This window comes from Streptomyces sp. NPDC023481 (assembly GCF_055560195.1).
The window spans coordinates 102,371-114,833 of sequence record NZ_JBVHJE010000018.1; the positions used below are offsets into that span (position 1 = coordinate 102,371).

Below are 12,463 nucleotides of genomic sequence, written 5' to 3' on the forward strand. Positions count from 1 at the left end.
TTCAGCCCGCCCGGGTGGCGCGCAGGCTCCCCACGACGTACTCCACGAGCCGGCCGACGGTCAGCTCGATGATCTCCTCGAACTCCATGCCGGCCAGGAACTCGGCGAGGCTGACCCGCTGCCCGTACCGCTCCTCCAGCAGTCCGGCCAGGGTGACGAGGTCGATGCTCTCCAGTTCCAGGTCGCGGTTGAAGGTGGTGGACATGTCGATCACCACGTCGTCGTCGCCGTACTCCGCCAGGACCGTGCGGAGCATGCCGGTGACGTCGGCGAGCACGGTCTCGGCGGTGGGGTCGGCGGTGGGCTGCGGCGGGGCCGGCTGGGTGGGGTTCATCGGGGGGACTCCTCGGCTGCTGAGTCGGCGGGTGCGGCGGCTTGTTCGGCGTGGGGTTCGGCGGGAGGTTCGGCGGGGGGCGCGCCGGCTGGTGCGTCTTGTGCCACTTGTGCGTCGGGTCCGGCGTCGGCGGGTTCGGTGTCCGGTCGGCCGGGTGGGTCGTCGTCGGCTGCGGGTCCGGTCGTCCAGGCCACCACGTAGGCGCGCCTGGGCAGGCCGGGCGGGTTGGCCGCCGGCGCGCAGTGCACGGTGTAGGCGCGTTCCAGACGCCCGGAGACCAGGAGCCGGCTGCCGTCCGGGGCGGCCTCCAGCACGGCGAAGTCCCGGGGGCGGCCGCCGAGTCCGACGCCCTCGGCCTTGGCGACGGCCTCCTTGGCGGCCCAGAAACGGGTGAACCACACCGCCCGCGCAGCACCGCCGTCCGCGCACAGGGCGTGCAGGAGCCGCAGTTCGGCCGGGCCGAGCGCGGTGGTCAGGGTCGCCGGGTCGCGGTCGGCGACCTCTTCGATGTCGATGCCGGGCCCGGGCTGCGGGCGGTGCGGCCGGACGATCGCCACGGCGGCCTCGGACCGGTGGGCGAGCGAGACGTCCAGCGGCGGCAGCTCGCGGCCGTGCACACCGGTGACGTAGGGGCGGCCGAGTTCGTCGTTGCCGACGCGCAGCTCCGCCGGGAAGACCGGCCCCTCGCCCCGCTGCCACAGCCAGTGCCGTACGGCGTCCTTGACCGCGATCCTGCCGAGCAGCCACTGCCGGCGCCCGCGAGGCGGGCGCTCGGCGTACTCCCAACGCTCCGCGCCGCCCAGCGAGTTGCGCATGATCAGCTCGCGGGAGGCGAGGTCCGGCCACCGCTCGTGCACCAGTGTCCGGCCGCCGGGCAGGGCCGTGGAGAGAGTGTGGCGTTCGGGGAAGCGTTCGACGGGCCGGGTGGTGGGGTCGTTGTCGAAACGGCGGTCCTGCCAGCCGGTCAGCCGGGCCCAGACCCGGCCGGCGACGGTCAGCTCGGCGTCCGCCTCCAGCACGGTGTCCGTGAGGGACGTGATCCGCAGCAGGCAGTGGACCTCGGTGCCGGGCTCGGGGTGCGGTCCGTGGAACCGCGCGCCGCCCAGTTGCACCGGGAAGACGACGGTCCGCCGGGTGCGGGTCGCCATGATCCAGTAGCCGAGCAGCTGGCCCACGTTGTCGAGCAGGGCGCCGGGGGCCGCGGGGGTGGTGATCACTCCGCGGATGTGCCGCTCGCCGAGCGCGGTCAGCTCGGTCAGGCCCTGGAACCGCGGGCCGTGGAACATCCAGCGGTCGCGGTAGAGCTGGGCGGCGCTGTGGTCGGGGACGCGTTCGGGCTCGGCCGCGAGGGGGTCGGGCGGGGGCGGTGCCGGGTGGTGCGGGGCGAGTTCGACCACGGCGCGGGCGGTGGGGCCGAAGGTGACGGTGACCCGGTCGTCCGGGCGGGCGGGGTCCGGTGCGACGGTGACCGGGACGTCGACGGCGGGTACGGCGGTGAGCCAGCGGTCGAACCGGGCGCCGTGCACGGCGACCGCGCGCAGGCCGGGGGCGGCCGCCTCCGCCGCGTCCATCATGTGCCGCACGATCGTGGTCGCCGGGACGACCGGCCAACGGTCCTCCAGGTCGGGCCAGTTGGCGCGCTGCGGGAAGAAGCAGTGGTCGAGGAGGTAGGGCATGGTGTGGGGGGAGACGTGGAGGACTGTGGTGGTGGGACCGGGGACCACAGGGGAGGCGCCCGAGGCGGCGCTGGTCGTTGCCGGTGCCGGAGGCCTGGCCGCTGCGGGGGATGTTCGGGGGGCGGCTCGGCGGCTCGCGGTGATCAGTTCCGCCGCCGTCGTGGCGGTGTCGCGCAGCAGGGCGGTGAGTTCGGCGGCGGCCGGGTGGTGGGCGGCGAGGGCGTCGAGGGCGGGGGCGCCGGAGGGTGCGGGCCCTGCTGGGGCCGGCGTCGGGCGTAGCTGGGCGCGCAGGGCCTCGCGGGTCGGGCCGTCCAGGGAGACCAGGGCGCTGCCGAGGTCGAGGCGGACGGGTGGCCGGGCGGGTGCCGGCCGGGCTGCCGGGGCCCGGGGTGGTGCGTACGGCGCCACGGCCGCTCCAGAGGTCCACAACGCGGTGGCCACGCGACGGAGTTGGGCCAGGCCGCTGTGGTGGGGCGCGTTGGCGGCGACGGCCAGGTGGTCGCGGTCGCCGAGGGTGTCGCCGATGAGGGAGGGCAGCCGGCCGGGGCCGGTCTGGACGAAGACGCGGTGTCCGGCGGCGTACAGGGCCTCGGTCAGCTCGCGGAAGCGGACGGGTTCCAGCAGGTGCCGTACGAACAGTTCGCGGACCGCCGGTTCGTCCCTGGGGAAGGGTGCCGCGGTCGTCCCCGACCACACGGGCACGGTCGGCGGGTGGAGCCGGAAGCGGTCGGCGGCCTCCTTGATGGGCGCGAGGTACGGTTCGAGCATCGGCGTGTGGAAGCCGGACCGGAACGGCAGTACCTGGCAGAGGACGCCCTCGGCGCGGAGGGCCCGTGCGAACTCCGCCACCGCCGGGCCGGGGCCGCAGACCATGGACTGGCGGGGCGCGTTGTCGTGGGAGAGGACGATCCCGGAGTCCGCCCAGGTGCCGGCGAGCGCGGCGCCGACGTGGTCGGCGGAGGTGCCGACGGCGGCGAAGGCGAGGCCGGGGACGGTGACCGAGTCCGGGTCGAACCCGGCCATGAACGCGTCCACCTGGGCCGCCGAGTAGAGCCCGGCCGCGGCCATGGCCGTCCATTCGCCGACGCTGTGCCCGGCGACCGCGTCCGGTACGACGCCCATGTGGCGCAGGGCCTGGTCCAGCAGGCGGCCCACGCCGACGACCCCGAAGCCGTGCCGGCCGACGTCGCCGACCCGCACGTCCGGACCGGCGCCGGCGACCGGGGGCAGGCCGAAGTGGGCGGCGATGTCGTCGGTGCGGGGCGTGAAGTCGGCCTCCAGGCCGGGGAAGACGAACACGGTCTTCCCGCGCAGCGGTCCCGGCCGGAACCACACGTCGCCCCGGCCGTGCCAGGCGCGGCCCTTGGCGACCGCGCGCCGGGCCAGGGCGAGCCGCTTCGCGGTGGGGTCCACGACCCCGAGCCGCACCGGCCCGGCGTCACCACCCGGCCGCGCGGGATCGAGCCCGGCATCGAGCACGGCCCCGTCCTCCGCATCGACAAGCGCGGCGAGACCGTCCACGTCATCGGCCGCGAGCAGCAGAACGCGCTCGGGTTCGGCGACGCGAGCGGGGTGCCGTCGGGCCGCGGTGCCGGGCGCGGGGCGGCCGCCGGTGGCCGCGATGCCGCGTACCGGGCCGACCTCGGGGGCCTCGGCGCCGGGCGCCGGACCAACCCCGGTGCCGGACTTCGAGGCACCGGCAGCGGGCGAGGCCGTAGCACCGCCCTCCGTCAGGAGCCCTGTGTCCGCCTCGGTCACCGTCGCTGCGCCGACTCCGACTCCGGCCAAGGGCGCCGTCCCCGCTCCACCGACCGCCCTCGCCCCGGTTCCCGCTGTACGCTCCGCCGCTCTCCCCCTCCGCGCGCCCCTGGAACGTTCGCCCGGCGCCTCCTCCAGCACCACGTGCGCGTTGATCCCCCCGAAGCCGAACGCGTTCACCGCGGCTCGGCGGATCCGGTGGGGGGTGTCGGTTTCCCAGGGGTGAGCGCGGTCCAGGGTGTGGAAGCGGGTGGCGGCGAGGGCGGGGTGGGGGTCGTCGCAGTGGAGGGTGGGCAGGAGGGTGCGGTGGTGGAGGGCGAGCGCGGCCTTGACCAGGCCGGCCGCTCCCGCCACCGGCATGGTGTGGCCGATCATCGACTTCACCGAACCGAGCACCGGCCGGCCCGCGTCCCCGACCCCGCCCGGGAGCGGCCCGAACACCTGGACCAGCGTCATGAGTTCGGCGGCGTCCCCGGCCGGCGTGGCGGTGCCGTGCGCCTCCAGCAGGCCGATCGAGTCCGGTGCGGCGGGGTCGAGTCCGGCGGCCCGCCAGGCCTGGCGCACGGCACGGGTCTGCCCGCCCGGGTCGGGGGTGACCAGTCCCGCCGTACGGCCGTCGCCGGCGACGCCCGTGCCGCGGATCACGGCGTACACGCGGTCGCCGTCGCGTTCGGCGTCCGCGAGCCGTTTCAGTACGACGACCCCGGTGCCCTCGCCGATGAGGATGCCGTCGGCGTCGCGGTGGAAGGGGCGGATGCGTTCCGTCGGGGACAGGGCGCGCAGCTGGGAGAAGACGCTCCACAGGGTGATGTCGTGGCAGTGGTGCACTCCCCCGGCCAGCATCAGGTCGCAGCGGCCGGTGGTGAGCGCGGTGACCGCCTGGTCGACGGCGACCAGGGAGGAGGCGCAGGCCGCGTCCACGGTGTAGGCGGGGCCGCGCAGGTCGAGGCGGTTGGCGATGCGTGAGGCGGCGAGGTTGGGGACGAGGCCGATCGCCGCGTCGGGGCTGTCGGGGCCGAGCCGTTCGGTGAACGCCGTCCTGACCCGGTCGAGTTGGCTGGGTGCCAAGTCGGGGAGCAACTCACCCAGCGTACGGGTGAGTTGGTGGGCGGTGCGCACTCGCTGGTCCAGCCGGGCGAGGCCGGGGGTGAGGTAGCCGCCGCGGCCGAGGACGACCCCGATCCGGTGCCGTTCGGGCAGCCGCCCTTCCGCGCCGCCCGCGTCGTCGAGCGCGGCAGCGGCCACCTCCAGGGCGATCAGCTGGTCGGGTTCGGTACCGGGCACCGAGGCGGGCATGATGCCGTGCCGGGTGACCTCCACCTCGGCCGACCCGTCCACGAATCCGCCGCGCCGGCAGTACACCTGGCCGGCGACGGCGGGTCCGGACGCCGCGCCGGGATGGTAGTAGTCGGCGTCCCAGCGGTCGGCGGGGACCTCGGTGATGGCGTCGGTGCCGTCCCGCAGGTTGCGCCAGTAGGCGTCCAGGTCCCGGGCGCCGGGCAGCAGCACCGCCATCCCGACCACGGCGACGGGTGTTTGACGTCCCGTCATGTCACCAGCCCGACGCGGTGTAGACGACGGCGCGGGCCGCCGGGTCGCCCCAGGCGAGTTCGCGGAGCAGGGCGGCGGTGCCCTCGTCCGGGTCGATCAGCGCGACCCCGCGCCGGGCGTAGGCGCGGCCGAGTTCGACGCCGACCATGCCGGGGTGGCCGTCTGCCGGTGCCCAGGGCCCCCAGTGGACGGTCAGTGCCCGTCGGCCGGTGCGGGCGGCCCAGTCGGCGCCGAGGGTCTGGAGGGCGTCGTTCGCTGCGGCGTAGTCGGCCTGGCCCCGGTTGCCCAGGACGGCGGCGACGCTGCCGAACAGCACGGTGAACGCCGGTGCGGCTGGCAGCTCGTCCAGCGCGGCGAAAAGCGCGCCGGCCCCGGCCGTCTTCGTGCCGTAGACCCGCTGGAAGGACTCGGGAGTCTTCTCGGCGATCAGCCGGTCCTCGATCACCCCGGCGGCGAAGACGGCACCGTCGAGCCGGCCGTGCTCGGCGTGGATCTCCTTGACGGCCTGGAGGACGGCGTCCCGTTCGCGGAAGTCCACCGAGCGGTAGCGGGCGGGGCTGCCGAGGGCGGTGAGTTCGGCGAGCGTGGTGGTGATCTCCCGCTGGGCGAGGATCAGTTCGGTGGCCCGGTTGATCTCGTCGGGTCTCGGGGCGCCGGGGCCGGCGGCGAGCGCGGCCCGCAGCTCCACGGGGGTGCGGGCGGCGGCGGTGTGCGGGGCCTCCGGTGCGGTGGGTGCGGGCGTACGGCCGAGCAGCTCGATCCGGCACCGGCAGGCGGCGGCCAGGGTGGCCGCGAACCGTGCCGTGATGCCCCGGGCCCCGCCGGCCAGCAGGACCACGGAGTCCCGGTCGAGCCCGAGCGCGGCGGCCTCGGCGGCGCCGTCCCCGGCGGGTCCGGCGCCGGTGCTGCCGAGGAGGCCGAGCGGCGCGGGCACCAGGTCGAGGCCCCGGCGCTGTCCGGGGGCGGTGTGCAGCACGACGGGGGCCGGGTCCGGGGCGCGCAGCTCGGCGAGCACCGCGTCGGCGACGGCCGCCGGGCCGGTGTCGCCCACCGCCAGCACGCGTGCCAGCAGGTCCGGGTACTCCCGGCCCACGCTGCGGATGAGGCCGTCCAGCCCCGCCGACCGCAGCGCCCCGGCGCCGTCGGCGGCGCGCACGGCCAGCAGTACGCGCGGCGCGCACGCCAGCGCCGCCCGGAGCACCGGGAAGGCGTCCGGCAGTACCGGGTGGTCCGGGCCGGGCAGCGCGCCCAGGTACAGCACGCCGTGGAGCGGGCCGTCGGCCGCGCCGAGGAGGTGGTCGCCGTCGCGGAGCAGGGTGTCGGCGCCGGACTCGGCGAGCCGCGTGGCGACCGCGGCCGCCGCGGCCGCGGTGCCGCCGAGGAGGACGAACCGCTTGCCGGTCAGGTCGGCGGCGGGGCCCGGGTCGGGCAGCGGGACCGGCCGCAGCTCGCAGCGCTGGGGGGCGACACCGGCGGCCGGCTCCGACTCCGTCTCGGGGGCGACCACGTGACCGTCTCCGGTGGGTGTTCCCGTCCGTGCGGTCAGCCACGCCGTGACGGCCGCCGCGGTGCGCGCCCTGGCCAGTTCCTCCAGTTCGGCGTCGTCCAGCAGTTCCGCGCCACCCGCGATGCCGAGGCGCCGGGCGAGTTCGCCGGCGATCTCGGCACGCTTGATCGAGTCGATGCTGAGGTCGGCTTCCAGGTCGAGGTCGGGTTCGATCATGTCGACGGGGTAGCCGGTGCGTTCGCTGATGATCTCCCGTACGACCCGTTCGACGTCGTCCGGCGAGACGGGCTCGGGAGCACCGGTCGGCGGTGCCGGGACGGGTGGTTGGCGCACGGCCTCCACCGGTGCCGACACCGACACGGGCCCGGTCTCCGACGGTTGCGAAACGGCCACCGGCGCCGTCTCCAGCGGCTCCGGCACCGACTCCGGCCCCCGAACCCGCCCGGGCGCCCCCGGCACGACGGGCCCCGGTGCCGTGGCGCCGAAGTAGGTCAGCAGCACATCGCGCTGCGCGGCGATCATCTCCCGGCTGGTGCGCAGGAATTCGGAGATCAGCGCGTCCCGGTCGGCGGGGGCGCCGTTCGGCTGGTCGGTCGTCACAGTCGTCTCCATGACGCGTCGGGCCGGCGCGAGCGCACCGGGCAGGAGGGCTCCGTCGGCCGTACGGACGAGGTGTCCGTCGACCGTCCAGCCGGGCCGCTTCGGCGCCGGGGTGCGCAGCGCGTCGACGGCGTCACGGCCCCGCAGGAGCCAGGCGGTGCGCACCGGTTGGCCGGAGACGGCGAGCTGGGCGAGGGCGTCGAGCCAGCCGGCCAGGCCGCTGTCCGCCCGGGGTTCGCAGGCGACCGTGCGGTGCGGGCGGTCGCCGAGGATCCGGCCGACGAGCCGGGTGAGGACCGTACCCGGGCCCGCCTCGACGAAGATCCGCGCCCCTGCCTGGTACATCGCCTCGATCTGCGCGGCGAAGGCCACCGGGGCGCCGATCTGGGCGGCGAGTCCGGCGCGGACGGCGTCGGGGTCCGGCGGGTACGGCGTGGCGGTGCGGTTGGCCCAGACGGGGAACTCGGGGGCACGGACCGGTTTGTCCGCGAGGACCTCGGCGAACCGCTCCCCCGCGGCGGCCACCAGCGGGCTGTGGAAGGCGCAGGCCACGGGGATGCGGCGGGCGCCGAGCCCGGTGGCGCGCAACGCCCGTACGGCGGCGTCGACATCCGCCGTGGGTCCGGAGATCACGGTCTGGTCGGGCGCGTTGACGTTCGCGACGACGACCGACTCGGGTGCCCCGGCCTCACGGAGGGCGCCTGTGACGGTGTCGGCGGGGGCGCCCACGGCGGCCATGGTGCCGGGCTCGTCGCCGGCCGCCGCGAGGATCGCCGCGGCCCGCTCGGCGCTCAGCTCCAGCAGGGTGTCCGGGTCCAGGGCGCCGGCCGCGGCGAGGGCGGCCAGTTCGCCGTAGCTGTGCCCGGCGGCGAGGTCCGGGTGGACGCCGGCCGAGGTGAGGAAGGCGTGGGCCGCGAGGCCGGTGATCCCGAGGGCGGGCTGGGCCGTCCGGGTGTCGGTGAGCGCGGCCCGGTGGCGGTCGCGGGTGGTGTCGTCGAAGGCGGCCGGCGGGAAGAGCCGGTCGGCGTGGGCGCGGCCGAGGTGCAGGTAGTGCCGCAGTTCGGGCAGGGTGACCAGCAGTTCGGCGAGCATGCCGGTGCGCTGGCTGCCCTGGCCGGGGAAGAGGAAGGCGATCTGTCCGGCGACCGGGTCCGCCAGGTGTGTGCCCGCGCCCGGGTCCGGTTCACCGGAGAGCACGCGCCGCAGGTGCGCGACCAGTTCTCCGGTGTCGCGGGCCACGAACGCGGCCTGGACGGGTTCGTGGGAGGTGTCGGCGCGGTGGGCCGCGGCGAGGGCGAGGTCGCGCAGCCGCCAGGGTCCGCCGTCGGACTCGGCGGCCCGGAGGAGGTCCTCGGCGCCGCGGCGGGCCGCCGCGAGGTCCCGGCCGCGCAGGAGGAACAGTTCGGCGGGCCAGGCGTCCAGGGCCTGCCGGGGCGGTGGCGCGTCCGGGTACGCGGCCAGTACGGCGTGGAAGTTGGTGCCGCCGAAGCCGAACGCGCTGACTCCGGCGAGCCGTTCGGCGGCCGGTGCCGGCCAGGGCTGGGCGCGGGTGTGGAAGACGAACGGGCCGGCGTCCTCCTCCCAGGCCGGGTTGGGCCGTTCCAGGTGCAGGGTGGGCGGCTTGACACCGGTGTACAGCGCCAGGGTGGCCTTGATGAGTCCGGCGAGTCCGGCGGCGCACTTGGTGTGCCCGATCTGCGACTTGACCGAGCCGAGCGCGCAGGCGCCGTTCGTGGCCCCGGCCTCGGCGAACACCTCGCTGAGTACGGCGAGTTCGGTGCGGTCGCCGACGACGGTCCCGGTGCCGTGCGCCTCCACCAGACCGACCGCGGCGGGCGGCACACCGGCGTTGCGGTACGCCCGCTGGAGCGCGGCCCGCTGGCCTTCGGGGCGGGGGGCGGTCAGGCCGAGGGAGCGGCCGTCGCTGGCGGAGCCGAGGCCCTTGACCACGCCGTAGATCCGGTCGCCGTCACGTTCGGCGTCCGCGAGCCGCTTGAGGACCACACAGGCCACGCCCTCGCCGAGGGCGATGCCGTCGGCGGAGGCGTCGAAGGCGCGGGACCGGCCGGTCGGGGAGAGCGCGTGGACGGAGGAGAACAGGACGTAGTCGTTGATGCCGTTGTGCAGGTCGGCGCCGCCGCACAGCACGAGGTCGCTGGTGCCGCAGACGAGTTCCTTGCAGGCGACGTCCAGTGCGGCGAGCGAGGAGGCGCAGGCGGCGTCGACGGTGTAGTTGGCGCCGCCGAGGTCGAGGCGGTTGGCGATCCGGCCGGAGATGACGTTGGCGAGCATGCCCGGGAAGGAGTCCTCGGTGAGCCGGGGCAGCTGCTCGTCCAGGGCGTCGGGGACCGTGCCGTAGTAGGACGGGAGGACGGCGCGCAGGGTGACGGCGTTGGACAGGTCGCTGCCGGCTTCGGCGCCGAAGACGACGGAGGTGCGGGAGCGGTCGAACTCCCGCCCCTGGCCGCCGTATCCGGCGTCGTCCAGTGCTCTGCTCGCCGCCTCCAGGGCCAGCAGCTGGACGGGTTCGATGCTGCCGAGGGAGGCGGGCGGGATGCCGTAGCGCAGCGGGTCGAAGGGGACGGGCGGCAGGAAGCCGCCCCATCGGGATGCCGTGTGGCCGGCGTCGTGGTGCACGGCGGGGTCCCAGCGGTCGGGCGGGACCTCGGTGACGGCGTCGCGTCCGGTGACGATGTTCGCCCAGAAGGCGGCGAGGTCGGGGGCCTGCGGGAACATGCACGCCATGCCGACGATCGCGATGTCGAGCGGCGGGGGCGGCGGGGGTTCGGGGGTGGCGTTGGGGCCGGGGGCGGCGCGGGGGCCGGAGTGTGCGGATCGGACCTGCGCGGCCTGCGCGGCCTGCGCGGCCTGTGCGGCCGGGGTCGCTTGGGTGTCCCCGCTGTCGTGTACGGTCCGTGCGGTCAGGAAGTCGGCCGCGCCGTCCGTCACCGCGTGGTGGAGGGCCGCCACGGTGGTGGGTGCCGAGCGCAGGACGGCGACCTGGCCCGCCATGAACAGCCCGTCGTTCAGTTGCCGTTCCTCGTCGACGTCCCGCAACTCGCCCCCGTCGGCGCGGGTCAGGCCCTTGCTGGCGAGGCGCAGCCGTCCGACGTTGAGTCGCTCCAGCCGCTCCCACACCTCCCGGTCGGGCAGGCCTTCGGCCCGTAACGCGGCCTCCCGGTCGCGGTAGTCGCGGGTGAACGGGCTGGGCACGCATCGGGTGGCGTGCCCGGGCGCGGTCTCCAGCAGGGCGGTCCCGGTGGCGGCGAGGACCTGGTGCTGGAACAGCGGTCGGACGGCCCCGTGGGTGACGGCCTCCTCGGTGAACAGGTAGGCGGTGCCCATGAGGACGCCGACGGCGGCGCCCCGGGCGGTGAGCGGGGCGGCCAGCGTGGCGACCATGGCCGCGGACCGCTCGTCGTGGACACCGCCGGCGAAGAACAGCTCGATCCGCCGCGCCGACTCGTCGCCGGTCCCGTCCAAGAAGTCCTCGATGACGGCGAGTTGGGCCTCCCAGAGCGGAAAGGAGGCCCGGGGGCCGACGTGTCCGCCGCATTCGGAGCCCTCGAACACGAACCTGCGCGCGCCCGCGTCGAGGAACTGGCGCAGCAGCCCCGGCGAGGGCACGTGCAGGAAGGTGCTGATCCCGGCCCGCTCCAGCGCCTCGGCCTGGGCGGGCCGGCCGCCCGCGATGATCGCGTGCGTGGGCCGCAGCTCCCGTACGGCGTCCAGCTGGGCGGCGCGGATCTCCTCGGGCGCGAAGCCGAGCACGCCCACGCCCCAGGGCCGGCCGTCGAGCGCGGCCCGCGCCTCGGTGAGCAGCGCCCGGGTCCGGGCGCCGTCGGCCAGGGCCAGCGCGAGGAACGGCAGCGCCCCGGCCGCGGCCACGGCGGCGGCGAATCCGGCCTGGTCGCTGACCCGTGTCATGGGCCCCTGCGCGACGGGCAGCCGGGTGCCGAGCGCCCGGCTCATGGCCGACCCGGGCCGCAGGGCCGTACCCGCCGGTGGCGCCCCGGACCCTACGGCCCCGTGGATCGCCGCCGTCAGCCCCCGCACGACTCCGCGTACGTCGCGCCACCGCTCGGCGAACCGGGCGGCGAGGCAGCCGTCCTGGCCCACCGGGAGCAGCCGGCCGCGTGGCTCGCGGGCGCCCAGCAGGGCGGCGACCGCCGCGGGGTCGTCGGCGGGCGGCTGGGGTGCGCCGGGGCCGCGGCGCCGCAGTACCCGGTGTCCGCCGAGCAGGACGGTCTCCGAGCCGTCCAGGGACCGCAGTACCGCCCGGGTCTCCTCGGGCAGCCCGGACTCGGCGAGCAGGGCCAGTTGACTGTCGAGGACGACGCCGGCCGCGCCGCCGGCCACGGCGGCCGCGGCCGTGCGCGGGCCGACGCCTCCGCAGGCCCAGACGGGCAGGCCGGTCAACTCCTCGTCCGCGAGCAGCTGTTGGAGGAGGACGAAGGTGCTCAGCTCACCGACCCGGCCGCCGCTCTCGCAGCCCCGGGCGATCAGTCCCCGGGCGCCCGCACGGGCGGCCGTACGGGCCTGGCCGAGGTCGGTCACCTCCGCCAACACCCGGCTGGACGGCGCGAGTTCGGCTGTCTGCCAGGGCGCGTCCGGGGTCAGGACCACGGTGTCGACGGCGCCGCCGAGGTCGGTGGGGCCGAGGGCACAGCGTCCGGTCACCCGTACGCCGAACGGGCCGGATGCGGCCTGTCTGAGCCGGGACAGCTGCTCGCGGGATCTTCGGTCTCCGGTGCCCAGGTCCAGGACGCCGAGCGCGCCGGCCGCGGTCGCGGCGGCGGCGAGAGCGGCGTCCGGCTCCCCGAACGGGGTGAGGCACAGGATCAGGTCATGGGCACGCACAGGGGAGGTCATGATGCTCCGGCACGATCGGCGGGGACGGCACGTGGGGGGTACGCGCGGCGAGACACTCTGGTGCGAGGGCAACGGAAACTAGCGAGGTCCTTACTCGCGGGTCAATAACGGTGCGTCCATTGCGCGCCCGGGGGCGCCGATCCGGCCAGCGCGCCGAATTCCCCG

The 12,463-nt window shown here is 76.3% G+C and carries 3 protein-coding genes; all 3 read right to left on the minus strand.

From position 1 onward, the window contains the following. Window position 1: 1 nt before the first annotated feature. The 3 genes from ACZ3ZD_RS30135 to ACZ3ZD_RS30145 are packed head-to-tail and all read right to left on the minus strand — an operon-like array spanning window position 2 to window position 12,298. Window positions 2–334: an acyl carrier protein gene (locus tag ACZ3ZD_RS30135; protein WP_467404057.1), complete on the minus strand. Its 333-nt coding sequence runs from the start codon at window positions 332–334 to the stop codon at window positions 2–4. Continuing rightward, on the minus strand, window positions 331–5,319 hold the full coding sequence (locus tag ACZ3ZD_RS30140) for a beta-ketoacyl synthase N-terminal-like domain-containing protein (RefSeq protein WP_467404060.1): 4,989 nt from the start codon (window positions 5,317–5,319) through the stop codon (window positions 331–333). The genes ACZ3ZD_RS30135 and ACZ3ZD_RS30140 overlap by 4 nt, the downstream gene beginning before the upstream one ends. Window position 5,320: 1 nt before the next feature. Continuing rightward, the gene (locus ACZ3ZD_RS30145) at window positions 5,321–12,298 is read right to left on the minus strand and encodes an SDR family oxidoreductase (RefSeq protein ID WP_467404062.1); all 6,978 of its coding nucleotides are present in this window, start codon (window positions 12,296–12,298) and stop codon (window positions 5,321–5,323) included. Window positions 12,299–12,463: the final 165 nt, after the last annotated feature.

Coding starts and splice junctions, on each gene's coding strand:
- ACZ3ZD_RS30135 (WP_467404057.1), bottom strand. CDS start 334: ATGAACCCCACCCAGCCGGCCCCGCCGCAGCCCACCGCCGACCCCACC.
- ACZ3ZD_RS30140 (WP_467404060.1), bottom strand. CDS start 5,319: ATGACGGGACGTCAAACACCCGTCGCCGTGGTCGGGATGGCGGTGCTG.
- ACZ3ZD_RS30145 (WP_467404062.1), bottom strand. CDS start 12,298: ATGACCTCCCCTGTGCGTGCCCATGACCTGATCCTGTGCCTCACCCCG.